The 24,245-nt window shown below is 73.0% G+C and carries 25 protein-coding genes; 3 read left to right on the plus strand and 22 right to left on the minus strand.

Annotation, left to right across the window (positions count from 1 at the left end):
• Positions 1-75: 75 nt before the first annotated feature.
• From rplL to PATMI_RS0125795, 21 genes are all read right to left on the minus strand, one after another.
• A complete protein-coding gene (rplL, locus tag PATMI_RS0125695; protein WP_026912986.1) occupies positions 76-450 on the minus strand; it encodes a 50S ribosomal protein L7/L12 in 375 nt (124 codons plus the stop codon).
• A 53-nt stretch (positions 451-503) separates the two neighbouring features.
• Complete coding sequence (gene rplJ / locus PATMI_RS0125700; RefSeq protein WP_026912987.1) at positions 504-1,187, minus strand: 50S ribosomal protein L10; 684 nt, start codon at positions 1,185-1,187, stop codon at positions 504-506.
• A gap of 87 nt (positions 1,188-1,274) precedes the next feature.
• A complete protein-coding gene (gene rplA / locus PATMI_RS0125705; RefSeq protein ID WP_026912988.1) occupies positions 1,275-2,000 on the minus strand; it encodes a 50S ribosomal protein L1 in 726 nt (241 codons plus the stop codon).
• Positions 2,000-2,425, minus strand: a complete 426-nt coding sequence (gene rplK / locus PATMI_RS0125710; RefSeq protein WP_026912989.1) for a 50S ribosomal protein L11 — start codon at positions 2,423-2,425, stop codon at positions 2,000-2,002. The genes rplA and rplK overlap by 1 nt, the downstream gene beginning before the upstream one ends.
• Before the next feature lies 1 nt (position 2,426).
• Positions 2,427-2,951, minus strand: a complete 525-nt coding sequence (gene nusG, locus PATMI_RS0125715; protein WP_026912990.1) for a transcription termination/antitermination protein NusG — start codon at positions 2,949-2,951, stop codon at positions 2,427-2,429.
• Between the two features lie 26 nt (positions 2,952-2,977).
• On the minus strand, positions 2,978-3,277 hold the full coding sequence (gene secE / locus PATMI_RS33370) for a preprotein translocase subunit SecE (RefSeq protein ID WP_036726431.1): 300 nt from the start codon (positions 3,275-3,277) through the stop codon (positions 2,978-2,980).
• A gap of 36 nt (positions 3,278-3,313) precedes the next feature.
• Positions 3,314-3,478, minus strand: coding sequence for a 50S ribosomal protein L33 (gene rpmG, locus PATMI_RS36260; protein ID WP_084270254.1), 165 nt, complete (start codon positions 3,476-3,478; stop codon positions 3,314-3,316).
• Between the two features lie 130 nt (positions 3,479-3,608).
• On the minus strand, positions 3,609-4,481 hold the full coding sequence (locus PATMI_RS0125730) for a transglutaminase family protein (protein WP_026912992.1): 873 nt from the start codon (positions 4,479-4,481) through the stop codon (positions 3,609-3,611).
• Positions 4,482-4,513: 32 nt separating this feature from the next.
• Positions 4,514-5,476: an alpha-E domain-containing protein gene (locus PATMI_RS0125735; RefSeq protein ID WP_026912993.1), complete on the minus strand. Its 963-nt coding sequence runs from the start codon at positions 5,474-5,476 to the stop codon at positions 4,514-4,516.
• The gene (locus PATMI_RS33375; RefSeq protein WP_051472285.1) at positions 5,476-7,080 is read right to left on the minus strand and encodes a circularly permuted type 2 ATP-grasp protein; all 1,605 of its coding nucleotides are present in this window, start codon (positions 7,078-7,080) and stop codon (positions 5,476-5,478) included. Before PATMI_RS33375 ends, PATMI_RS0125735 begins: the two co-directional genes overlap by 1 nt.
• Before the next feature lie 136 nt (positions 7,081-7,216).
• Complete coding sequence (locus tag PATMI_RS0125745) at positions 7,217-8,842, minus strand: adenylate/guanylate cyclase domain-containing protein (RefSeq protein ID WP_051472286.1); 1,626 nt, start codon at positions 8,840-8,842, stop codon at positions 7,217-7,219.
• A 117-nt stretch (positions 8,843-8,959) separates the two neighbouring features.
• Positions 8,960-10,423 carry a cardiolipin synthase gene (gene cls, locus PATMI_RS0125750; protein WP_026912995.1) on the minus strand — a complete coding sequence of 488 codons (1,464 nt, stop codon included), beginning with the start codon at positions 10,421-10,423 and terminating at the stop codon, positions 8,960-8,962.
• Positions 10,424-10,539: 116 nt separating this feature from the next.
• On the minus strand, positions 10,540-11,388 hold the full coding sequence (gene fabI / locus PATMI_RS33380; protein ID WP_245604296.1) for an enoyl-ACP reductase FabI: 849 nt from the start codon (positions 11,386-11,388) through the stop codon (positions 10,540-10,542).
• A gap of 91 nt (positions 11,389-11,479) precedes the next feature.
• Positions 11,480-12,991, minus strand: coding sequence for an acyl-CoA carboxylase subunit beta (locus PATMI_RS0125760; protein ID WP_026912996.1), 1,512 nt, complete (start codon positions 12,989-12,991; stop codon positions 11,480-11,482).
• A complete protein-coding gene (locus tag PATMI_RS0125765; protein ID WP_026912997.1) occupies positions 12,988-14,196 on the minus strand; it encodes a beta-ketoacyl-[acyl-carrier-protein] synthase family protein in 1,209 nt (402 codons plus the stop codon). The genes PATMI_RS0125760 and PATMI_RS0125765 overlap by 4 nt, the downstream gene beginning before the upstream one ends.
• Positions 14,193-14,441, minus strand: a complete 249-nt coding sequence (locus PATMI_RS0125770; RefSeq protein ID WP_026912998.1) for an acyl carrier protein — start codon at positions 14,439-14,441, stop codon at positions 14,193-14,195. Before PATMI_RS0125770 ends, PATMI_RS0125765 begins: the two co-directional genes overlap by 4 nt.
• 186 nt (positions 14,442-14,627) lie before the next feature.
• Positions 14,628-15,395 carry a 3-oxoacyl-ACP reductase FabG gene (fabG, locus tag PATMI_RS33385; RefSeq protein ID WP_051472287.1) on the minus strand — a complete coding sequence of 256 codons (768 nt, stop codon included), beginning with the start codon at positions 15,393-15,395 and terminating at the stop codon, positions 14,628-14,630.
• The gene (locus PATMI_RS33390) at positions 15,392-16,456 is read right to left on the minus strand and encodes a 3-oxoacyl-ACP synthase III family protein (protein ID WP_169738417.1); all 1,065 of its coding nucleotides are present in this window, start codon (positions 16,454-16,456) and stop codon (positions 15,392-15,394) included. The genes fabG and PATMI_RS33390 overlap by 4 nt, the downstream gene beginning before the upstream one ends.
• 1 nt (position 16,457) lies before the next feature.
• Complete coding sequence (locus tag PATMI_RS33395) at positions 16,458-17,372, minus strand: ACP S-malonyltransferase (RefSeq protein WP_051472288.1); 915 nt, start codon at positions 17,370-17,372, stop codon at positions 16,458-16,460.
• Between the two features lie 103 nt (positions 17,373-17,475).
• A complete protein-coding gene (locus tag PATMI_RS0125790; protein WP_026912999.1) occupies positions 17,476-18,084 on the minus strand; it encodes a response regulator transcription factor in 609 nt (202 codons plus the stop codon).
• Entirely contained in the window at positions 18,081-19,238 is a 1,158-nt protein-coding gene (locus PATMI_RS0125795) for a GAF domain-containing sensor histidine kinase (protein WP_026913000.1), read from the minus strand. The genes PATMI_RS0125790 and PATMI_RS0125795 overlap by 4 nt, the downstream gene beginning before the upstream one ends.
• Before the next feature lie 228 nt (positions 19,239-19,466).
• Here PATMI_RS0125795 and PATMI_RS0125800 point away from each other — a divergent pair, with 228 nt between their 5' ends.
• The 3 genes from PATMI_RS0125800 (at position 19,467) to PATMI_RS0125810 (ending at position 23,401) form a co-directional block, all read left to right on the plus strand.
• On the plus strand, positions 19,467-20,522 hold the full coding sequence (locus tag PATMI_RS0125800) for a hypothetical protein (protein WP_026913001.1): 1,056 nt from the start codon (positions 19,467-19,469) through the stop codon (positions 20,520-20,522).
• A gap of 135 nt (positions 20,523-20,657) precedes the next feature.
• Positions 20,658-21,776: a hypothetical protein gene (locus PATMI_RS0125805; RefSeq protein WP_026913002.1), complete on the plus strand. Its 1,119-nt coding sequence runs from the start codon at positions 20,658-20,660 to the stop codon at positions 21,774-21,776.
• Positions 21,777-21,982: 206 nt separating this feature from the next.
• The gene (locus PATMI_RS0125810; protein ID WP_026913003.1) at positions 21,983-23,401 is read left to right on the plus strand and encodes a dihydrolipoyl dehydrogenase family protein; all 1,419 of its coding nucleotides are present in this window, start codon (positions 21,983-21,985) and stop codon (positions 23,399-23,401) included.
• On the opposite strand, the gene PATMI_RS0125815 is transcribed toward PATMI_RS0125810, so the two are convergent.
• On the minus strand, positions 23,398-24,216 hold the full coding sequence (locus tag PATMI_RS0125815) for a DUF1295 domain-containing protein (RefSeq protein ID WP_051472457.1): 819 nt from the start codon (positions 24,214-24,216) through the stop codon (positions 23,398-23,400). The two genes, PATMI_RS0125810 and PATMI_RS0125815, sit on opposite strands and share 4 nt — an antisense overlap.
• Positions 24,217-24,245 lie beyond the last annotated feature (29 nt).

The following is a 24,245-nucleotide window of genomic DNA, read 5'->3' on the forward strand; positions in this document are numbered from 1 at the left end:
CGAGGAGCGGCCCGTGGGCGTGTGGCGCGGCGGCGGGCCGCCGCGCCGGGTGCGCAGCCTCGTGGCTGCGCGGTGCTACTTGAGGGTGACGGTCGCGCCGGCCTCTTCGAGCTCGGCCTTCAGCTTCTCGGCCTCGTCCTTGTCCAGGCCCTCCTTGACGGCGCCCGGGGCCTCGTCGACGACGGCCTTGGCCTCCTTCAGGCCCAGGCCGGTGGCGGCGCGGACGACCTTGATGACGCCGATCTTCTTGTCGCCGGCGGCCTCGAGGATGACGTCGAAGGAGCTCTGCTCCTCGGCGGCGGGGGCGTCGCCGCCACCACCGGCGGGGGCGGCGGCGGCGACGGCGGTCGCCGACACGCCGAACTCCTCTTCGAGCGCCTTGATGCGCTCAGCCAGCTCGAGCACGGTGATGCTCTTGAGCTCGTCGATCCAGTCCTGCGTGGTAGCCATGTTGGTTCTCCTGTGTGCGATTCGGGTGGGTCTGGCGGGTTGCTGCGGCGTGGTTACGCCGACGCACCCGACTCGTCTGCGGCCTCGGCGGCCGCGTCGTTCTCGGCGGCGGGGACGTCGTCCCCGGTCGCCGTGTCCTCTGCCTCGGCCGGAGCCGGGGCGTCCTCAGTCGGAGCGGAGGCCGCGGGCGCATCGCCCGACGGGATCTCGCCCGACTCCTTCTTGGCCTGCACCTCGCCGAGCGCGATCGCGAGACCGCCGACGAGACCGCCGAGGCTCCGGGCGAGGCCCGTGATCGGCGACGCGACGAGCCCGACGAGCTGGCCGTACAGGGCCTGGCGCGACGGGAGCTTGGCGATGGCCTGGATCTCGTCCGGGGCCAGCTGCTTGCCGTCCAGGACGCCGCCCTTGAAGGCGGGCAGGTCGTCGTTGTCCTTGGCGAAGGTGGTGATCGCCTTCGCCGCGGCGGCGACGTCGCCCTTGACGTACGTCAGGGCGGTCGGGCCGGCGAGGAAGTCGCGGAGCGGCTCGGCGGACTCGCCGACCTCGGCGATCGCGCGACCCGTCAGCGTGTTCTTCGCGACGACGAGCGTGGCGTCGGCGTCGCGGAGCGACCCGCGCAGCTCGGCCGCCTGCGTGACGGTGAGGCCACGGTAGTCGACGACGAGCACGGCCTGCGACTCGTTGATGTTCTCGACGATCTCTGCGACCGCCGCTGTCTTCTGTTCCCGGTTCATGAGCCTCCTGTCCCGGACTTCCGGCCGTCAGGTGACGGCCAGCCGAGGGTCTTCGGGGGCGACGAGGGTGGTGGAGCGGGGTTGCGGCTAGGCCGCGACCGCAACACCCTCCTCGACGCTGACACGTGCGCTGGCCTGGTCGATCTTCACGCCCGGGCCCATGGTCGAGGCCACGGTCACGGTGCGGATGTAGCGACCCTTGGCGGCCGACGGCTTCGCCTTGTTGATCTCGTCCAGGACCGCGACGAGGTTCTCGACGAGCTGCTCGGTCGGGAAGGACGCCTTGCCGATCGTGAGGTGCACGATCGCGGTGCGGTCCGTGCGGTACTCGACCTTGCCGGCCTTCGACTCCGAGACGGCCTTGGCGACGTCCATCGTCACCGTGCCGACCTTCGGGTTCGGCATCTTGCCCTGCGGGCCGAGGACCCGGCCGAGACGACCGACGAGCGGCATCTGGTCGGGGGTGGCGACGACGACGTCGAAGTCGGAGAAGCCCTCCTCGATGCGCTTGGCCAGATCGTCGGTGCCGACGAAGTCCGCACCGGCGGCCTCGGCCTCGGCGGCCTTCGGGCCGGCGGCGAAGACGGCGACCGTGACGGACTTGCCCAGGCCGTTGGGGAGCGCGATGGTGCCGCGCAGCTGCTCGTCCGCGTGACGGACGTTCAGGCCGGTGCGGATGTGCACCTCGACGGACTCGTCGAACGACGCGCGGGAGACCTGCTTCACGAGGGCGAGCGCCTCGGTGGCGTCGTACTCCTTCGTGCGGTCGACCTTGGCGCGGGCCGCGACGAACTTCCTACCGTGCTTCGGCATCAGGCCTCTACCTCCACGCCCATCGAGCGGGCGGTGCCGGCGATGATCTTCTTCGCGGCGTCGATGTCGTTGGCGTTCAGGTCGGAGAGCTTCTTCTCCGCGATCGCCGTCAGCTGGTCGGCGGTGAGCTTGCCGACCTTGTTGATGTGGGGCTCGCCCGACCCCTTCTGCAGGTTGATGGCCTGCTTGATCAGGATGGCCGCCGGCGGGTTCTTGGTGACGAAGGTGAACGAGCGGTCCTCGTACACCGTGATCACCACGGGGATGATCGTGCCGGCGTCCTGCTGCGTGGCGGCGTTGAACGCCTTGCAGAACTCCATGATGTTCAGGCCGTGCTGACCAAGCGCGGGGCCGACGGGCGGGGCCGGGGAGGCCTGGCCGCCTACGGCCTGCAGCTTGATCTGGGTGAGAACTTTCTTCGCCATCTCAGATCTTCTTCACTTGATCGAAGCCCACCTCGACCGGGGTCTCCCGGCCGAAGATGGACACAAGAACCTTGAGCTTGCCGGCGTCCGGGGAGACCTCTGCGATCTCCCCCGAGAAGTCGGAAAGCGGGCCGGCGACGACCTTGACGGATTCGCCGACGGTGAACTGTGCGCGCGCCTGCGCCTTGGTGGGCTGCTGCGAGCGCTTCAGGAGGCGATCGATCTCCTCCTGGGTCAGCGGGATCGGCTCATCGCCGGCTCCCACGAACCCGGTGACGCCCGGGGTGCCCTTCACGAGCTGCCACGAGTCGTCCGTGAGGTCCATCTGGACCAGCACGTACCCCGGCATCGTCCGCTTCTCGGACGTCACCTTCACGTTGTCCTTGACCTCCGTCACCGACTCCGTCGGGACGACGATCTGGCGCACGGCACGGCGCTGCCCGAGCGTGATCAGGCGATGCTCGAGCTTCTGCTTCACCTTGGCTTCGTGCCCGGAGAAGGTGTTGACGACGTACCAGCGATACATGAGAGAGGGTGCGATGCGGCCTGCGACTAGATGACGAGGTCGACGAGCTCGGAGGCGACCTTGTCGACACCACCGAGGAACGCCCCGGCGAGTGCGACGAAGACGATCACGACGCCGGTGCCCTGGGCGACCTGCGCGCGGTCCGGCCAGCGGACGCGCTGCAGCTCGGCCCAGGAGGCCTTCAGGAACCCGGGGAACCGGCGGATGCCGCCCGAGGTCCGGACGACGTCCTGCTTCTCCGACGACGGCGCGCCACCTGCGGCTCCTGCCCCTGCGGGGGAGGTGCTCAGGCGGGGGCGCTCGTTGTCGTGGTCCTCAACTGCCATGGGGCGTGTCTCGTGCGAGTCGAGCGGTCAGGCCGCCTACCGCGTCTCCTTGTGGGAGGTGTGGGCCCGGCACCACTTGCAGTACTTGCTGATGGTCAGCCGGTCGGGCGTGTTGCGCTTGTTCTTCTTGGTCTGGTAGTTCCGTCGCTTGCACGTCTCGCAGGCGAGAGTGGCTGCGACGCGAACATCTCCGCGGGCCATGTGGGCTCCCGTACGCGATGCGAGTCGAAGGCTTCCAGGCAGACCGCGAGGTCGCCCGGACGAAACGGACCTACGCGAGGCAGGTCCGGCGGGGGAGAATAGCGAACGACGCTCCGGGCCGTCCCCCGCCCTACGCCCTCGGGCTCGGCTGGGCCTCCAGCCTGGTCATCGTGACCTTCACGCCGGGCTCGGCCATCGCCTGTCCGCGGTAGACCCCGCGGACCGGCGGGACGTCCTGGTAGAAGCGCCCGTGACCGATCTTGACGTGCCGCGCGCCGGCGAGCACGCCGTTGGTGGGGTCCGCGCCGACCCACACCGGGTCCTCGCTGCCGCTGCCGGGCAGGAGGGCCTCGACCCACGCGTGGGTCTCGACCTCCATCGAGTCGTCGCCCCCCTCGGGGTCCGAGGCCCACAGGTAGCCGGACACGTACCGCGCCGCGATCCCGTGGGCGCGCAGCAGCACCGTGCCCAGGTGCGCGAAGTCCTGGCAGACGCCGCCGCCCTGGTCCAGCAGGTCGTCGACGGTCGACCCGACGAACGTCGCCTGGGTGTCGTAGACGAAGCGGTCGCGGAGGAGCTCGGTGGTGAGCCGCAGGGTCGCCAGCGGCGACGTGGCCCGCGTCAGGTCCACGAGCTCCGCGGTCCGCTCGGGCCGGGGCTCCTGGCCGGTCGGCAGCAGGAACTCGCCGGCCACCGTCTCGTAGGCGGTCGTCCGCAGCGCGTCCCACTCGGCCTCCGGCGGCTCGTCCGGCTCGGTCGTCGTGACCCGGGCGCGGACCTCGATCGAGAGGTGGTCGTGGGGCCGGTCGATGCCGAACTCCACGACCTCCGCGCCGAAGTAGTCGACGTAGCGGTGCAGGCGGGTCTCCGGGTCCGTGCGGACGTGGAACTCGTCGCAGCGCTGGACCGGGGTGGTGGCGGGACGGGCCCGGATCGCGTTGAGGTTGTCGATCACCTCCCCGTCGTAGCGGTACTCGGTGACGTAGTCGATGCCGAAATGCACGGTGGTGGTCTCCGTCGTCGTCGCTGGTCGCCCTAGGCGACGCTGAAGGCGGTGGGTCGGAGGGCTCCGGAGAAGTAGCGCTCGGAGATGTCGCGGTCGACCGCGTCGAGCTCGCCCTGCACGACGACCGACTGCTCGACGAGCACGTTGCGGTCGGCGAAGGCGAGGCTCCGGCGGTGGAAGTCGAGGTCGGCGGCCAGGCGCGAGAGGCGCAGGACCGGCGGGCTGTGGCGGGAGGCGACGTCCGCCTGGTCCAGGGCCTCGAGCACCGCGGAGACGTGGGCCGCCACCGCATTGGGGTAGTCGCGCTCGAAGAGCAGGAACCGGGCGACGTGCGGGGTGTCCGGCGGACCGGCGGCGCCGCGGCGGAAGGCCTGCTCGCCGCCGACGGCACGCAGCAGGGCGTGCGCCTGGCCGTCGCTCTCGCCGTCGTCGCCCGTCCGCTGCCCGCCGGCCGGGAGGACCACGCGGAGCATGCGCAGGAGGACGCTGGCGCCCTCGAGGCGCTCGCCGGCCGCGAGGAACGCGCTGGCCTCGTCGCGGAGCATCGTGCGGCCCACGAGGCCCCAGAAGAGCGTGCAGCGCTCCCGCACGGCGCGGAAGGCGACCGACGGGTCGTGGAGCAGCGCGTCGGGCGACACGGCGAGGAGCTCCAGGGAGAGCGAGTTGATGGCCTCCCACATGTCCTGCGGGACGACGTCGCGCAAGGCCTTGGCGCTCTCGCGGGCGCGGCGGACGCAGGCGACCACGGAGGCGTCCTGCGTCGGGTCGAGCATCAGGCGCTGGAGGGCGTCGCCCGCCTGCACGCGGCGGCCGTCCCACTCGGCGCCCATGATCGCCATGACCGGGCCCCAGGAGAGATTGACGCCGACGGGGTCGTCGGGCCGGCCCTGGAGGTCGGCGGCGAAGACCCCCTCGAGCATGCGCGCGGTGTGCTCGGCGCGCGAGACGTAGCGGCCGAGCCAGTAGAGCTCGTGGCCGATCCGGGCGAGCATCAGACGTCCTCCCCTTCCGTGATGTCGCGGGTCTGCTGCTGCTGCTGGCTCTGGCCGACCCAGGCGCTGTCCCAGCGGACCTCGGGCAGCGACGGCAGCAGGCGCTCGCCCTGCGCGGGGGCGTCCGCGGCCTCCGGGTCCGGCTCGGGCGAATCCGACTCGAGCACCCAGGTGTCCTTGGACCCGCCGCCCATCGACGAGTTGACGAGCATCGAACCCGGGGTCATCGCCACGCGGGTCAGGCCGCCGGGGATCACGCGGATCGACTCGCCGAAGACCGCGAACGGCCGCAGGTCGACGTGGCGGGGCGAGAGGCTGCCGTCCTCGAGGACCGTCGGGACCGTCGAGAGCTTCACGACCTCCTGGCCGATCCACTTGGCCGGGTTGACCATCACGTCCTTGCGGAGCTGGTCGAGCTCGGCCTTCGTGGCGTGCGGCCCGATCACGACGCCCTTGCCGCCCGACTCGCTGGTCGGCTTGACGACGAGCTCGTCGAGGTGGTCCATGACGTGCGCGAGGTCGTCGGGGCGGTCCATCCGGTACGTCGGGACGTTCTGGAGGATCGGTTCCTCCCCCAGGTAGAACCGGATCATGTCCGGGACGTAGGGGTAGATCGCCTTGTCGTCGGCGACGCCGGTGCCGAAGGCGTTGGCGACCGCGACGGTGCCCGCGCGGTACGCGCGCAGGAGGCCCGGGACGCCGATCACGGAGTCCGGGCGGAAGTCGAGCGGGTCGCAGAACTCGTCGTCGAGGCGGCGGTAGATCGCGTGGACGCGCTCGAGCCCGCGGGTCGTCCGCATGTAACAGACGTCGCCGCGCACGACGAGGTCGGAGGCCTGGACGAGCTCGACGCCCATCTGGTGCGCGAGGAACGCGTGCTCGAAGTACGCCGGGTTCAGCGGGCCCGGGGTCCAGACCACGACCGTGGCCTCGCCCTCGTCGGCCGGCGCGACCGCGCGCAGGGCCTCGAGCAGGACCTGGGGGTAGTGGTCGACCGGCCGGACGCGGTAGCCCGAGAACAGGCGCGGCGCCAGGCGGGTCATCGCCTGCCGGTTGGCGAGGACGTACGAGATGCCCGACGGCGTGCGGACGTTGTCCTCGAGGACCCGCCACGTGCCGTCGGCGTCGCGGACGAGGTCGAGGCCCGCGATGTGGGTGTAGACGCCGCCCGGGGGCCGGACGCCGTCGACCTGGCGGGCGAAGTGCGAGCGCGAGACGATCAGGCGCCACGGGACGATGCCCTCGCGGACGATCTCGCGCCCGTGGTAGACGTCGTCGATGAACTGGTTCAGCGCGCGGATGCGCTGGGCGAGCCCGCGCTTGATCACGGACCAGTCGTCGGCGTCGATGACGCGGGGCACGAGGTCGAGCGGGAACGGGCGGTCGACGGCCTGGCCGTCCGGGCCGATCGTGTCGAACGTGATGCCCGCCTGGATGAAGTTCGCGTCGCGGCGCCGGCCGAGCGCCGCGAGCTGCTCGGGCTCCAGGGAGCCCACGGCCTCCATCAGCTGGGTCAGGTGGTCGCGGGGGGCCCCGGAGGCCGTCACGGCCTCGTCGTAGATCCCCTCCGGGCCTTCGTACGACAGGGTCGGTCCGTTCGGCATCGACCCCGACACTAACGGGCTTCCGGGCCGGGGCGGTTGCGCCGGGAGGCCAGCCGCGACCGGGGCGGCTGCGACGCCGGGAGCACCGGCCGGGGCCCCGAATGGGGTGTCTCCGCGGCGGGTAGAGAGGACGGACTCAATCGTCCGTCGGCACCATCACGACCGTCTCCTCCGACCGGCCGCGGAGCGTCTCGTCGTGATCGCGACGCCAGCGGGCGCGCTCGGCGGCCGACGCCCGGTCGACGAGGCGTCCCGCCGCGACGGTCATGGCGGCGGTGTCCTTCGCCACCTCCGTCAGCCGGGCGGCCTCGTTGATCGGGTCGCCGATCACCGTGTACTCGAGGCGCTGCTCGGTCCCGATGTAGCCGGCGACCGCGACGCCGCCGCTGACGCCGACGCCCGCGCGGAGCTCGGGGACCTCGTCGCGGAGCCTGCGGGCGAGCTCGCGGGCCGCGCGGAGGGCGCGGTCGGGGGCGTCGTCCTGGGCGACCGGGGCGCCGAAGACGACGAGCGCGGCGTCGCCCTGGAACTTGTTGACCCAGCCCCCGTGGTCGGCGACGGTGCCGACGACGACGGCGAAGAAGCGGTTCAGGGCCGACACGACCTCGTCGGGCGCGCGCTCGGCGGCCAGGGTCGTCGAGCCGACGATGTCGACGAACAGCGCGCAGACCTCGCGCGACTCGCCTCCGAGTCGGACCTCCTGCTGCAGCGCGGCGCGGGCGACGTCCTCCCCCACGTGCCGGCCGAAGAGGTCGCGCAGGCGGGCGCGGTCCTGCAGGTCGGTGGCCATGCGGTTGAAGCCGTCCTGCAGCCGGCCGAGGTCGCTGGCGTCGTAGACCGGGATCCTGACGTCGAGATCACCGCGCCGCACCTGCTCCATGCCGCGCCGGACGGTGCGGGTCGGATCCGCCACGGCACGGGCGGCGAGGAGCTCGACGGCGAGCCCGAAGACGAGCGCGACGCCGCCGAGGACGATCATCGCGAGCGCCATGCGGCCGGTCGTGACGCCCCGGGAGTCGACGGTGGCCAGCACCCCGATGATCACGACACCGAGGACCGGCGCGCCGGTGGCCGTCGCCCAGCCCAGCAGCTGCCGGCGCGTGATCCCCGGCAGGACGGCCTGGTCGAGCCCGCCGGCCTGCAGTGCGATCGCCGCGACCGGCCGGAGCAGCCGCTCGGTGACGAGGTAGCCGAACGCCGCCATCGTCATCCCGGTCATGAGCGTGACGAGGAAGACGCGGAGCGCCAGGAGCGCCGTGGTCGGGCCGTCCGCGTCGGACTGCCAGACGTTGAAGAGCGTGAACAGCACCGCCGCGAGCGCCCAGGCCGACCCCAGCATCACGAGCACGCGGACCGGGGCGCGCAGCAGCTGCCGGATCTCGTGCTCCTTCGGATCGCGGTCCAGTTGGATCCAGCGGTTGACCGAGCCCATCGCGCGGTTCGACCACCAGAGCACCCACGGGATCACCACGAGGAGGAAGCCCAGGAGGAACCACGCGTTGCCGCCCAGGGCGTCGCGCGCGGCGTCCGTCGCCCTGCCGGGGACCACGAAGACGATCAGGAGCATCGTGATGCCCGCCGACACGAAGTTCGCGATCAGGAGGACCACGACCAGGACCAGGTGCATGACCCGGACGACGAAGCCGTCGCTCGAGACGACCCGGCGAAGGATCGCGGTCAGCCCGCGCAGGCGCCGGGACGTGAAGCCGTGCGGCGCGAGGTCCTCGGGCCCCGGGTCCCGGGGCGGCGTCGGGTCAGGCACGCGGAGCCCCGTGGGGAGTTGGGCGGGACCCGCGCATGGCGCGGACCCTACCGGCGGTCCGTCCCGCCGCGGACGACGCCGGACCGACGGGCGCCCGCCGGCCCGGCCGAGCGACCGTCACTGCAGGGCCGAGGTCAGCCGCGCGAGGTTGTCGACGACCTTCGACACCGGGTTCCTGGCGAGGTGCGCGTCGAGCGTCAGCTCGGTGCTGACGCTCCGGTAGTGGTCCTCGACGGCACGCACCTCGTCGGTGAACGTCCGGCCGCTGACGAGCACCGAGAGCTCCATGTTCAGGCCGAAGGACCGCATGTCCATGTTGCTCGACCCGATCACCGCGACCTCCTCGTCGATCGTCAGGTGCTTGGCGTGGAGGATGTACGGCGCCGGGTACTGATGGATGCGGACGCCCGCCCGCAGCAGGGCCTCGTAGTAGGACCGCTGGGCGTGGAAGACGAGGGGTTGGTCGCCGATCTCCGACACGAAGAGCTCGACGTCCACGCCGCGCTGGGCGGCGGTCGTGACGGCCTCGAGCAGCGACTCGTCGGGCACGAAGTACGGGCTCGTGATCGAGATGCGGCGGGCGGCGTTGTAGAGGAGCGCGTTGAAGAGCTTGAGGTTGTTCTCGCCGTCGAACCCCGGGCCGCTCGGGACGACCTGGCACTCGAGCGACGTCAGCGCCTCGCGCGGGTCGACCGGGCCGATCTCGCCCTCCAGCGCCTCGTCCGTCTCGCTGAACCAGTCCGTGATGAAGAGCGCGTTGACGCCGCCGACGATCGGCCCCTCGAAGCGGACCATGAGCTCCTGCCACCGGAGGCCGCGGCGCTTGTTGGCCCGCTTGTCGTAGCTGCGGTCGATGAGGTTCTGGGAGCCGACGAACGCGACGTCGCCGTCGACGACCAGGAGCTTGCGGTGGTTGCGCAGGTCCGGCCGCTGGTAGCGGAGGCGGTAGGGCTGGACCGGCAGCATCGGGTGCCACTCGACGCCGATCCGGCGCAGGTGGCGCAGCGTGCGGCGGTATCTCGGGGTGCGCAGCGAGCCGATGTGGTCGAAGAGGACCTTGACCGACACGCCGCGCTCCACCGCGGCCTCCATCGCGTCGAAGAACGGGGCCGTCGCCCTGTCCGAGGAGAGGATGTAGAACTCGCAATGGACATAGGTCGTCGCCGCGCCGATCGCCGCCGTCATCGCGGCCAGCGACTCCTCGTAGTCCTCGATCAGGTGGGCGTGGTTGCCCGTCACGAGCGGCATCGCACCGAGGTTGCGGTTCAGGTGCACCACCGACTGCAGCCACGGCGGGCCGGGATCGTCCTCCGGCACGTCCTCCATGCCCTTCGTGCGCTCGAGGATCATCCGGTTGACCTCGCGCTGCTTCCGGCGCCGGTGCTCGGGGAGCTTCGGGTTGCCGATCAGCAGGAACGCGATCACCCCGAGGTACGGGATGAGGAAGATCGCCATCAACCACGCCATCGCCGACGCCGGACGGCGGTTGACGGGGACGACGACGATCGCGACCAGCCGCACCGCGAGCCCGATCAGGTCGAGCGCGAGGGTGCTGTGGAGGAGGAGGTACGGGAGGTCCACGGCGCCACGCTACCGGCGGGGTGCCGCGAAGCACGCCGCCGGACGCGCGCGCCCGGCGCGCGTACGGCGCAGGCCGGACCCAGCGCGGACGGGCCGTGCCACGGGCCGGTCCAGGATCAGTGCGCGGGGGTCTCGCCCGGGTCCGCGGCGAGCGGTGCGCCGTGGCCGACCGGGCCGCAGGAGTGCACGCCGCCGTCCACGTGCAGGATCTCGCCGGAGATCGCGCGGGCCAGCGGGGAGAGCAGGAACAGCACCGCGTCGGCGGTCGGCGTCGGGTCGGCGCCGTCCCAGCCGAGCGGGGCGGCCTCGTCCCAGCCGTCGGCCAGGAGCGAGAAGCCCGGGATGCCGCGCGCGGCGATCGTGCCGAGCGGGCCGGCGGAGACGAGGTTCGAGCGGACGCCCTGCGGTCCGGCGTACCGCGCGAGGTAGCGCGACGTGGCCTCGAGCGCCGCCTTCGCGACGCCCATCCAGTCGTAGATCGGCCAGGCGACCTGCGCGTCGAAGTCGAGGCCGACGACGGAGCCGCCGTGCTCCGACTTCGAGAGCGCCGGCAGGAGCGCTGCCGCGAGGGCCTTCAGCGAGTACGCCGAGGTCTCGAACGCGATCTTCGCGCTCTCCGGCGGGGTCTCGAGGAAGTTGCCGCCGAGGGCGTCGGACGGGGCGAACGCGATCGCGTGCAGCACGCCGTCGAGGCGGCCGTCCCAGCGGTCGTCGATCTCCTTCGCCACGGCCGCGAGGTCCTCGGGCTCGTTGACGTCGAGCTCGAGGACGTCGACCGGGGTCGGCAGCGCCTTCGCGGCGCGGTCCGTCAGGCGCTTGGGCCGGCCGAAGCCGGTGAGGAGCACCTCGGCGCCGGCCTCCTGTGCACGCGCGGCGACGTGCCAGGCGATGGAGTCCTTCGTGATCACACCGGTGATCAGCAGGCGACGGCCGGCCAGCAGGCCGGAGGGCACGGGAACGGTCACGGACGGGTCCTCGGGGTCGTGGGGATGGGGTGCCGTCCCGCCCGCGGCCCGCCCGCGGACGGGCGGGCTCCGCGGGCGCGGGGCGGGATGCTCAGATCGGCAGGTTGCGGGCGCGGTGCTCGCGCGCCGACGGGCGGCGCAGCGAGCCGAGCGCCCACACGAGGCGGTCGCGCGTGGCGGCGGGGTCGATGACCTCGTCGACGATGCCCAGCTGCGCGGCCCCCTCGGCGGTGAGGTGCTCCTCGGCGTACTCGGCGCCCAGGCGCTTCTTCTCGGCGAGCGGGTCGTCCGCCGCGGCGATCTTCCGGCGCTCGATGATGCCGACGGCCTGCTCGGGACCCATGACGCCGATCTGGGCGGAGGGCCACGCGAGGACGAGGGTCGCACCGAGAGCGCGGGAGTTCATCGCGATCTGCGCGCCGCCGAAGGCCTTGCGCAGGACGATCGTGACCTTCGGGACGTCGGCCTCGGCGAACGCGTGCACGAGCTTGGCGCCGTGGCGGATGACCGCCCCGGACTCCTGCTCGCTCCCGGGCATGAAGCCGGGGGTGTCGACGAGCACCGCCAGCGGCACCCCGAAGAGGTGGCACCAGCGGACGAAGCGCGCGGCCTTCTGGCCGGACTCGGCGTCAAGCGTGCCGGCCATGACCTTCGGCTGGTTGGCGACGATGCCGACCGTGCGGCCGTCGATGCGGGCCAGCGCCGTGACGACGCTCGGGGCCCACGCCTCGGAGATTTCGAGGATCCGCCCGCCGTCGACGACGGCGCGGGCGACGTCGCGGACGTCGTAGCCGCGGCGCTGCTCGGCCGGGACGTGGATCGACGGGTCGAACGCCGGGGCCGGGACGGGGCGGGCCCGCGGGGGCTCCTCGCCCGACCGCTGCGGCAGGTGGCCGAGCAGCTCGCGCGTGACGCGGACCGCGTCGTCGTCGTCCTCCGCCACGAGGTGGCAGACGCCGTTCTTCTTCTGGACGTCGGGACCGCCGAGGTCCTCGGCCGTGACGTCCTCGCCCGTGACCTCGCGGACGACGCCCGGGCCGGTCAGGAACATCCGCGCGCGGCGGGTCATGATCGTGATGTCGGTGAGCGCCGGGGCGTACGCGCCGCCGCCCGCGCAGGTGCCGCAGACGACGGAGATCAGCGGCACCTGGCCGGAGAGGCGCGTCAGCGCGGCGAAGATGCGGCCGTAGCCGGCCAGGGCCTCGAGGCCCTCCTGCAGGCGGGCGCCCGCGGAGGAGATGAAGCCGACGACGGGCATGCCGGCGTCGCCCGCCATCTCGAGCAGGCGGACGATCGTGTCCGCGTGGCGCGCGCCGAGGCTGCCGCCCAGGAGGGCGGGGTCCTCGGAGAACGCGGCGACCGGGCGGCCGCCGATGGTGCCGACGCCGGCGAGGACGCCGTCACCGGGGGTCGCGCGGTCGCCGAGCGTCGGCGAGAGCACCGCGGTGCGCATCAGGCGCAGCGAGCCCGGGTCGCAGAGCGTCTCCAGGCGCTGCAGGGGCGTCAGCTCGCCCTGGCCCGGGGCCGCCGCGGCGGACTTCACCGGGGTGGCGGGGCTGGACGGGACCTGACGTGTCGATGCGGTCGCGGTGCGGGGGGTCATGCGGCGCCTCCTAGGACGATGCAGGCGTTGTGGCCGCCGAACCCGAAGGAGGTCGACAGCGCGTGAGGGGCCCTGCCCGGCGTCTCGCGCAGCGGCGTCGGCTTCCCGATCACGTGGAGCAGGTCGAGCTCCGGATCGGGGACGTCGAGGTTGAGCGTCGGCGGGGCGACGCGGTCCCGGAGGGCCAGGACCGTGGCGACGGCCTCGATCGCCCCTGCGGCGCCGAGGGAGTGCCCGATCGCCGACTTGAGGCTGGAGATCGGGGTCTTGGAGAGGTGGTCGCCCAGCGCGATCCGCATGGCGCCGGTCTCGGACCGGTCGTTCAGCGGCGTGCCGGTGCCGTGGGCGTTGACGTAGTCGACGTCCTCGGCGGCGATGCCCGCGTCGGCCAGCGCCTGGATCACGGCGCGGGAGGCGCCGGAGCCGTCGGGCGTGGGGGCGGTGAGGTGGTGGGCGTCCTGGGACGAGCCGACGCCCTCGATGTAGCCGAGGATCGTGGCGCCGCGGGCCTTCGCGGCGTCCTCGAGCTCGAGGACGAGCACGGCGGCGCCCTCGGCGAGGACGAAGCCGTCGCGGTCCTTGTGGAACGGGCGGGACTGCCCGGTCTCGGACAGGGCGTCCATCGCGCCGAAGCCGGCGCGAGCGAGGTCGACCATCGCGGCCTCGGTGCCGCCGACCACGACGGCGTCGGCGGTGCCGGCGCGCAGCTCGCGCAGGCCGGAGCCGATGGCGTGGGCGCCGGCGGCGCAGGCGGAGACGGTGCCCCAGCTCGGTCCGAGGAGGCCGTGGCGCAGGGCGATCTGGCCCGTCGGGCCGTTGGCCATCAGGAGGGGGATCGCGAGCGGCGAGACGGGCTTGCCCTCGAGGAGCGCGGCGTGGTTGTTCGTCAGCGTGATGAACCCGCCGATGCCGGAGCCGATGATGCTGGCGATGCGTTCGGGCGCGTAGGGCAGCTCACCGGCGCGCGGTGCGCCCCAGCCGGCCTGCGCGAGTGCCTCGTCGCCGGCGGCGAGCAGCAGCTGGCTCGAGCGGTCGGCGCGACGGGCCTCCTTCTTCGTCAGGTGGTCGGTGACGACGAAGTCGCGGCACGCGCCCTCGCCGTCCTCGATGCCCGACGTGCCGGCGGTCCAGCCGCCGAACAGGGCGTCGGCGCCGACCCCGAGGGGGGTGACGGCGCCGACGCCCGTGATGGCCGCGCGGGTCACTGTGCGGCGCGCTCCGTGATCAGGTTCACGGCGTCCTCGACGGTGCGCAGCTTGGCGACGTCCTCGCCCTGCAGCTTCACGCCGTACTGCTCCTCGACGATCTGGGACAGCTCGGCCAGGTCGAGGGAGTCGACGTCGAGGTCCTCGAACGTCGCGGTCGGGCTGAGGGCGTCGGCCTCGGCGCCCAGCTCCTCGAGGGAGCTCAGGACGAGCGTCTCGACGGCTTCACGGGTGGGGGTAGACACGGTGGTGGTCTCTCCGGGGGTTGTGGTTCGTGCTGCGTACTGCGGGGAAGAGCTGGTCCTGCATGACTACACGGCTCCTCCGGTGGGGGCACACGTGCAGTGCGGCGGGACCGCCGACCGGGGGGGGCATCCCCGCCGGTCGGCGGGGCGGCGCAGGGGTGCGCGTCCAGGCGGGGCCTGGAGGTCCTACGCCCCGAGGCCGCCGTCGACGACGAGCGTGGAACCGGTCACGTAGGACGCCTCCGGGGAGGCCAGGAACTGGATGGTGGCCGCGACCTCCTCGGGGCGCCCGGCGCGCCGGGCGGGGATGTGGTCGATCAGGCCCTCGATCAGGCCCTCGGTCATCTCGCTCTCGATGAAGCCCGGGGCGACCGCGTTGACGGTGACGCCGCGACGGCCGACCTCCGCGGCGACCGAGCGGGTCAGGCCGAGCAGCCCGGCCTTCGCGGCGGCGTAGTTCGCCTGGCCGGGGTTCGTCTTCAGGCCGATCACCGACGAGACGTTGATCACGCGGCCCCAGCGGGCGCGGATCATCGTCTTCAGCGCCGGGCGGATCAGGCGGAACGCGGCGGAGAGGTCGACGTCGATGACGGCGTCCCAGTCCTCGTCGCTGATCTGCATCGCGAGGTTGTCGCGGGTGATGCCGGCGTTGTTGACGAGCACGCGGACCGGGCCGAGGGCCTCGACGGCGTCCTTCAGGAGCTGCTCGGGCGCGGCCGGGTCGGCGAGGTCGGCGCTGATCGCGACGGCCGTGCCGCCGGCGGCCTGCACGGCCTCGACGACCGCCTGGGCGCGCTCGGCGCCGCGGCCGTAGTGGACGACGACGGGCCAGCCGTCGGCGGCGAGCGCCTTGACGGTCGCCGAGCCGATGGCGCCGGAGCCGCCGGTGACGAGCGCGCAGCCGTCCTCCGGTCGGGCGGGGGGCCAGGAGTCGTCCTGCTTCGCGGGGCTCATGCGGGGGTGCCTTCCCAGGTCAGGGTGATGCCGGCCCAGGCGAGCCCGCTGCCGAAGCCGGCGAGCAGGAGCCTGGTGCCGGGGACGACGCGGCCCTGTGCGCGGGCGTCGGCCAGCGCGAGGGCGATCGACGCCGCCGAGGTGTTGCCGTGGCTGTGCACCGAGGTCGCGAAGCGCTCCTCGGGGAGGTCCAGGCGCTTGCGGACCGCGTCGAGGATCCGGCCGTTGGCCTGGTGCAGCACGATCAGGTCGACGTCCTCGAGGGTCGTGTCGTTGATCGTCGCGGTGTCGCGGACGGTCGACTCGAAGCGGTTGACGGCGGTCTTGTACGTGTCGAAGCCGTTCATCTGGACCTGGCCGGCCTTGCCGGGGCCGAACTCGCCGGCGTCGTAGACCGACGGGTGGTCCGTGGCGACGCGGACGGTGCCGCCGTTCGCGCCGTCGGAGCCGAACAGCGAGCGGCCCGTGCGGCCCGGGTGCCGGTCGTCGGCGGGCGTCGACGCGCCGCGCAGGACGATCGCGCCGGCGCCGTCGCCGAGCAGGCCCGCGGTCGCGCGGTCGGTCTTGTCCGTCAGGCGGCTCATCGCCTCGGCCGCGACGACGACCACGGTGCGTGCCCGCCCGGACTCGATCAGGCCCGCCGCGGTCGCGACGGACGCCACGAAGCCGCTGCAGCCCGACGACAGGTCGAAGCCGCCGGCGTGGTCGGTGCCCAGGCCGTCTGCGACGACCGCGGCCATCGACGGCGCGATGTCGTCGCTCTGGAGGCACGCGGCGATCACGAAGTCCACGTCGGTCGCGGGGATGCCGGCGTCCTCCAGGGCCCGCTGCGACGCGGTGAGGGCGAGATCCGTGAGCTTCTCCCCCGGCCCGAGGATGCGGCGCTCGAGGATGTGGGTGCGCTTGACGAGCCAGTCCGGGTCGAGCCCGAGGCGCTCCTCGATCTCCGCCGAGGTGACGACCCCGTCGGGCAGCGCGGAGCCGACGCCGATCGGCGCGACGCGCACCGCCGGCGTGGAGGGCGTGGTCCCCGACGGAACCGTGTTTGCAGCTTCCGACATGTCAGGCATCATCGCCGGTACGACCGACGACCTGCGGGCCGCCCTGCGGCGCGGTCTCCGGGGCCTCGGGGACCTCGACCTCCACCACGTCGTCGCCCTCGGCCTCCTTGAAGGTCCGGCGGGCGAGGCCGGCGGCGATGTCGCCCGGACCGGCGTCGACGAAGCGGCGGACGCCGGTGGCGTGCAGGCCGAGGAGCCCGGGCCGGAAGAGGACCGGGTGGGTGAGGCTCTCGATCAGACGGCGCGGCGGGTCGTCCATCGGCGTCGCGGTGACGGCCGACCAGACGGTGGTGTGCGGCTCGCGGAAGGTCGTGGCGTCGATCGCCTCTTGGAGCAGCGGGATCGCGGGCTCCATCAGGGGAGAGTGGAACGCGCCGGCGACGTCGAGCAGCCGGACGCGGTTGCCGGTCGCCTTCGCGGTCTCCCCCGCGGCCTCCAGGCCCGTGATCAGGCCGGCGATGATGACCTGCCCCGGGGCGTTGTCGCACGCCACGACGAGGCCGTGCTGCGCGGCGAGCTCGGAGGCGGCCTCGATGCCGCCCTTGCGGACCGCGGCCATGCTGCCGAGGCGCTCGGGGTCGGCGTCGGCCATCGCGGCGCCGCGGGCGGCGGCGAGGACGAGGGCCTCGCGCTCGCTGATCGTGCCGGAGACCGCGAGGGCGACGATCTCGCCGAGCGAGTGCCCGAAGAACGCGTCGGGGTTCGGCAGGCCGAGGACCGACCACCGCGCGAGCGACGAGCAGACGATCGCGGGCTGGGTGAAGCGGGTGCTCTCCGACGCGCGGGGGAACGGATCCTCGCCGACGGCGTCGATCGCGATCTCCAGGAGGTCCGGTCGCAGGCGGGCGACCTCCTCCCCCGCGCCCTCCAGGGGGACGCCCTGGCCTGGGAAGAGGACTGCCGTACGAACGCTCACGGTCGTAGAGCCTGCCACGGACGCGGGCGTTCCCGCTGGATACGGGGGATCCCACCCCCTCGACGGGTGGAGCAACCCCCCGGGACGGTGTACGGCGCTGTCCTCAGAGGAGGCCGAGCTGGTCGGCGGTGCGCACGGCCTCGGCGCGGTTGCGGACCTCGAGCTTCCGGTAGAGCGAGCTCGTGTGCTCCTTCACCGTGTGCGGGGAGAGGTGCAGCGTGCCGGCGATCTCGGGGTTCGTGGCCCCGGTGGCGATGAGGCCGAGGATCTCGCGCTCGCGGGGGCTCAGGCCGGCCGGGGTCGTGGGGCCCGCGGCGCCCTCGAAGACCGTGCGACCCGCGGCGATCGTCCGGACCGCGCGGCAGACGTCCGCGGCCGGCCAGTCCTTCGGCACGAACCCGGAGGCCCCGGCGGCACGCGCGGCGGCGGCCGAGATCCGGCCGGAGCCGGACATCAGGAGGACCTTCGTCCGCGGCTCGGCGGCGCGGAGACGCTCGCAGAGCTCGGCGCCCGACTCGGTGCCGAGGAACAGGTCGACGAGCGCGACGTGGGGCGCGTACCGGCTCGTCAGCTCGACGGCCTCCTGCCCGTTGTGGGCGCTGAGGCACCGCGACACCCACGGCTGGCCCGAGAGCAGGGCCCTGAGGCCCCAGTGCACGACCTCGTGGTCGTCCACCAGGAGCACCGTCGTCCGTCCGACCTCTCGGGTCATCCGCCCACCTCGTTCTCGTCGATCGCCGGCAGGAGCAGTCGCACCCGCCAGCCTTCCGTGCCCCGCGCCCCGAACTCCAGGAGGCCACCGGCCTGCAGGGCCTCGACCGCCGCCAGGCGCAGCCCGAGCCCCGTGCTCGATCCGCCGGCGCCGCCGTGCGTCGCGCCGTCGGAGTCGATCGTCAGGGACAGCGCGTCGTCGCGACGCGTCAGCGTCACGTGCAGGACCGTCGGGGCGCCGTGCTTCAGCGCGTTGCGGACCGCCTCGCCGAGGACCGACTGCGCGAGCGACTCGAGCGGCAGGGGGATCTCGACGCCGTCCTCGAGGTCGGCCTGCAGCTGCACGGTGTCGTGGGCGCGCTGCAGGCGCTCGACCTCCTCCGCCAGGCGCATCGCGGTCGGTGCGCCCGTCCGGAGCTGGGGGCCGTGCAGCAGCTGCCGGAGGTCGGCCTGCGTGGCCTCGACCTCGATGCGCGCGCGCTCCAGGGCGTCGCCCTCCAGGGGCTGCCCGGAGCCGAGCACGAGCCCCAGGCCGAAGAGGCGCTGGATCACCTGCTCGTGGACCTGGCGGACGAGCATCAGGCGGTGCTCGAGCTGACGCGCCTGCTCCTGGTGCCGCGTCGCGCGGCGCGCCTCGGCGGCGAACGCGACGACCTTGCCGGCGATCCAGAGCGCGTCGCGCTGCGGGACCCCGAGCGGCTGGCCGGTCGTCTGCTCGACGACCATCACCCCGTACCACGTGCCGCCGGCGGCGATCGGGACGTACGCGAGGTCGCCCTCCGGGAGCTGCTGGAGGTCGGGGCGGTTCAGCTCGTCGCCCGTCGTGTCGAGCGAGTCGACGACGCGGTCCTCCTCGAGGCAGACCCGGGAGAGCGGCGCGTCCTCGATGCCGACACCCTCGGTCGGGAAGCGGTCGCGGTCGATGCGGTGGGCCCCGACGGGCCGGACCCGCCGCCGCCCCTCGTCGTACAGGAACATCACCGAGCGATCGACCTTCACCGCCCGGCAGACGGCCTCGCAGAGCCCGTCGTAGAAGCCGGCGGACTCCGGCGTCGCCTGCTCGATGCCGGCCATCGCCCGCACGAAGACGCCCAGGGCGTCCGCCGCGACGACGGCGGCCGACTGGTGCTCCGCGGGCTGGGCCTCCGACGCCATGAACCCCAGCGTATCCGGGGGAAGGACCCACGCGGGTCCGGCGCCGGAGCGGGCCCCTCCGCGCACCCGACGGACGGGTGGCGCGCCACCCTCCGGATCGTGAGGGAACCATGAGGTCGCGCCCGCCGACCGCGTCGATTCGCCGGGTGCCGTGTTCCGACGGACATGACTCTCCCCCGAGCCAGTCGTCTCCTCACGGCCACAGCTGCCGCCGGTGCCTTGGCCCTCGTGCCCGCCGGCGCCGCCGACGCGGCCCCCGTCAAGGGGCTGCAGGACCAGGACATGACGGTGAACAACCCGCAGCTGTCCTCGTCCTTCTTCGCCGATGCGAAGGAGGCCAAGGTCGGCATCACCCGCTACAACGTCCGCTGGGACGGCAAGTCCTCCGCGCCGGACCCCGGTCAGGTCGCCCTCGTCCGCAACGCGATCGTGCAGGGCGCCGCCGCCGGCATCCGCTCGGTCACGGTCGCCCCGAGCCTGTCGAGCAACGACAAGGCGAACCCGCGCGGCAAGAAGAAGGGCCCGACCGCCGCGTCGCTGATCTCGTCGTCCGCGTACACGAAGTACATCCGGTCGCTCGCCACGAGCCTCAAGGGGTCCGGCGCGGTCGTCTACTACGCGCCGATCAACGAGCCCAACTGGTACCGCTTCATCCCGAAGCGCGGTGGCGCGACGCTCTACCGCAAGCTCGTGAACATCGCCTACAAGGAGATCAAGTCGGTCGACTCGACCGCCAAGGTCCTCTTCGGCGAGCTCCTGCCGTACGCCCGCGCGAAGTCGAAGAACTACCCCAACGGCCAGTCGACGGATCCGGGCGACTTCGTCCGCGAGGTCCTCGGGCTGGACTCGAAGTACCGGGCCAAGGGCAAGAAGTCGACCTACACCGTCAAGGCCGACGGCGTGTCGCTGCACACGTACGACTTCAAGGCCGATCCGCGCAAGAAGCGCAAGGACCGCGACCAGTGGACGCAGGCCAACCTCGCCTACGCGAAGTCGGACCTGAAGAAGGCCGCGAAGACCGGCCGCATCTCGAAGACGGCCGCCGGGCGGATCTACCTGACCGAGTTCGCGTACAAGACCAAGGGCAGCGACAAGATCTCGACGTCGAAGGCGAAGACGTACCTCAAGCGCGCCTGGGACGTCGCGAAGAAGCAGAAGGTCCGCTCGTTCGTCTGGTACCAGCTGCGCGACCCGCAGTCGACGGGCGAGCTGTGGCAGTCGGGCCTGAAGACCCGCGACGGCGGCTCCCGCAGCACCTGGACCACGTTCCGCGGCCTGAAGTAGGGCCGTCGGGGGCGCGACGGCCCGTGCCGTCGCGGCCCTCCGGACGCCGGATCCGCGCCGCTCCCGGACGCCTCCGGGGGCGGCGCGCGTCGTCGTGGCGATACATCGTCCGCGCGTCTTTGTTTGTCTGTAGGCATGACCCTCCCCCGAGCCAGTCGACTCCTCACGGCCTCCGCCGCCGTCTCCGCGACCCTCCTGGTCTCCGCCGGAGCCGCCGGCGCCGCGCCGGTGAAGGGCCTCCAGGACCAGGACATGACGGTCAACCACCCCGACCTGTCCTCCTCGTTCTTCACGGACGCGAAGGCCGCCGGCGTGGGCATGTCCCGCTACAACACGCGGTGGGACGGCAAGTCCTCGACGCCCGACGCCGGACAGGTCGCCGGCATCAAGGCCGCGATCCAGGCGGGCGTGAAGTCCGGGATCACCGCCGTCGAGATCTCGCCGAACATCTCGGGCGACGAGTCGTTCAACCCGCGGGGCAAGAAGACGGGCCCGACGGCCGCGTCGAAGGTCTCCTCCAGCGCCTACACGAAGTACATCAAGGCCCTGGCGACCGAGCTGAAGGGCAGCGGCGCGGCGCTCTACTACGCGCCGATCAACGAGCCCAACTGGTACCGCCACATCCCCAAGCGCGGCGGCGCGGCGCTCTACCGCAAGCTCCACAACATCGCGTACAAGGAGATCAAGTCCGTCGACCCGAGCGCCAAGGTGCTCTTCGGCGAGCTGCTGCCGTACGCCCGCGCGCTCTCGAAGAACTACCCGGGCGGCCAGTCCACCAACGCCGGCTCGTTCACGCGCGAGGTCCTCGGGCTGAGCGCGAAGTTCAAGGGCAAGGGCAGCACGAAGACGTACACCGTCAAGGCCGACGGCGTGGCGCTGCACACGTACGACTTCAAGGCCAGCCCGACGAAGAAGCGCAAGAACCGCGACGAGTGGACGCAGGCCAACCTCGGCTACGCGAAGAGCGACCTGAAGAAGGCCGCGAAGACGCGGCGCATCTCGTCGAAGGCCGCCGGCGCGATCTACCTGACCGAGTTCGCGTACAAGACGACCGGCAGCGACGAGCTGTCCGTGTCGAAGGCGACGACGTACCTGAAGTCCGCCTGGACCGTCGCGAAGAAGCAGAAGGTCCGCGCGTTCCTCTGGTACCAGCTGCGCGACCCGCAGGACACCGGCGAGAGCTGGCAGTCCGGGCTGAAGACGCGCGACGGCCAGGACCGCTCCACCTGGACCGCGTTCCTGGGCCTGAAGTAGCGCCGCGGCCGACCCGGCCGCCGCAGCACCGACGCCGCTCCCGGGATCCCGGGGGCGGCGTTCGTCGTCCTGGGACGGGGCTCGCGGCCCCGATCGGGTACCAATGGGTCGTCCGTCGCCGCGCCGCGTGACGCCGGGGCCGCCGGCCGGACCAAGCCCTTCGTGCGTCGACCGCGGCGCACGCCCACCGACCCCGAGGAGCACCAGTGCACGAGACCGAAGCCGACGTGGTGGTGCTGGGTGCCGGGCCGGCCGGCGAGGTCGCCGCCGGCCAGATCGCCGACGGAGGCCTCGACGTCGTCCTCGTCGAGGACCGCCTCGTCGGCGGCGAGTGCTCGTACTGGGGATGCATGCCGTCGAAGGCGATGCTGCGCCCCGTCGACCTGCTCGCCGAGACCGCCCGGGTCCCCGGCGTGCGCGAGCTCGTCCACGGCGATCTCGATCCGCAGGTGGTCCTCGACCGCCGCGACGAGGTCATCCACGACCTCGACGACGCCTCCCAGCTGCCGTGGCTCGAGGACCGCGGCATCCGCCTCGTGCGCGGGCGCGGGCGGCTCGTGGCCGAGCGGACCGTCGAGGTCGTGCTGAGCGGCGAGGACCGGCCGCAGGAGCGGATCGTCGCGCGGCGCGCCGTCGTCGTCGCGACCGGCACCCGCCCCGCGTTCCCGCCCGTCGAGGGCCTGGAGGACGCCTGCGGCTGGACGAACCGCGAGTCGACGACCGCGGACGAGGTCCCCGGGTCCCTGATCGTCATCGGCGGCGGGCCCATCGGTGCCGAGCAGGCGCTGGCGTGGGCGTCCCTCGGGTCGAAGGTCACGCTGCTCGAGGTCGCCCCGCAGCTGCTCGGCAAGGAGGAGCCGTTCGCCGGCGCCGAGGTCGCCGACGGGCTGCGCGCCCACGGCGTCGACGTGCGCGTCGGGGTCGACATCGTCTCCGCGACCCGCGAGACCGGCGACCCGGACGTCGCCGTGTCCGTGACGCTCGCCGGCGGCGAGGCGGTCGGCGCCGACGAGCTGCTCGTCGCCGCGGGCCGTGCGCCGAACACCGAGGACCTCGGGCTCGACGCCGTCGGCGTGGAGACCGACGACCGCGGGAACCTGCCGACCGACGAGCACCTGCTGACCGGCGGGACGTCGTGGCTCTACGCCGTCGGCGACGTCAACGGCCGCGCGCTGCTCACCCACGTCGGCAAGCGGCAGTCGCGCATCGTCGCGGCGCACGTGCTCGGGGACGCCGACGCCGCCCTGGCGTCCGACGAGCTCGAGGGCGGCAGCAGCCCGCGCGTGACGTTCACCGAGCCGCAGGTCGCCGCGGTCGGCCTGACGCTGCAGGCCGCGAAGGACGCCGGGATCGCCGCCGTCGCGATCGACGTGCCCTCCGACGGCAACGCCGGCGCGAGCTTCATCGGCAAGGGCGCCGGGGGGACCACGCGGTTCGTGATCGACCCCGACGCGGGGGTCCTCGTGGGCGCCACGTTCGTCGGCGCCGGCATCGCGGAGCAGCTGCACGCCGCCACGATCGCCGTCGCGGGGAGGGTCCCGCTCGAGGTGCTCGACCGCGCCGTCCCGGCGTTCCCGACCCGCACGGAGACCTGGCTGCGCCTGATCGAGAAGCGCCCCCGCTAGTCCTTCGGCGGCAGGGGGACGAAGCCGCTCGTCCGGCGCACGTAGTCGGTGTAGCCCGGGCGTCGGTCCGCCATCCCCTTCTCGAGCAGCGCCTTCCCGGTGCCGAACACCAGGAAGAACGACATCGCGACCGGCGACAGGATCGTGAACAGCCCCGGGACCTCGTTCGCGGCGACGAGCCAGATGCCCCACCAGACGCACGCGTCGCCGAAGTAGTTCGGGTGGCGCGTGTAGCGCCACAGGCCGCGGTCCATCACCTGGCCCTTGCTCGACGGGTCCGCCATGAACGCCGCGAGCTGCCGGTCGCCGACGGCCTCGAAGGTGATCCCGACGAGCCAGACGGCCACGCCGATCCAGGTCAGGACGCCGACCCCGCCCTGCTCGTACTGCGCGACCTGCACGGGCAGCGAGACGAACCAGAGGACGACCGCCTGGGTCAGGTAGACGCGGGTGACGATGTGGAACGTCTCCCGGCCCGCGGGTGCGCGCTCCATGAGCTCGACGTACCGCGGGTCCTCGCCCTTCCCGCGACCCCGGCGCTCGATGTGCCAGGCCAGGCGGCCGCCCCAGAGCACGGTCATCGCGGTGACGACCGCGCGCTGCAGCGCGTCGCCGTCGCCCGCCGAGAGCACCAAGGTCACGACCGCCACGACCGCGAAGCCGGCGCCCCACGTGACGTCGATGACGCTGTGCCGGCCGGCCTTCCTCGCGACCGCGAACGTGACCGCGAAGGCGACGACGACGGCGGCCACCGTGGCCGCGAGGTTCAGCGGCAGGCCCGAGGCGAGGGCGGCGACGGGCGGGGCGGAGGGCATCGCGGGCATCTTCCCGGTCCTACGGCGCC

The organism is Patulibacter minatonensis DSM 18081 (assembly GCF_000519325.1).
Classification (GTDB): Bacteria; Actinomycetota; Thermoleophilia; order Solirubrobacterales; family Solirubrobacteraceae; genus Patulibacter; species Patulibacter minatonensis.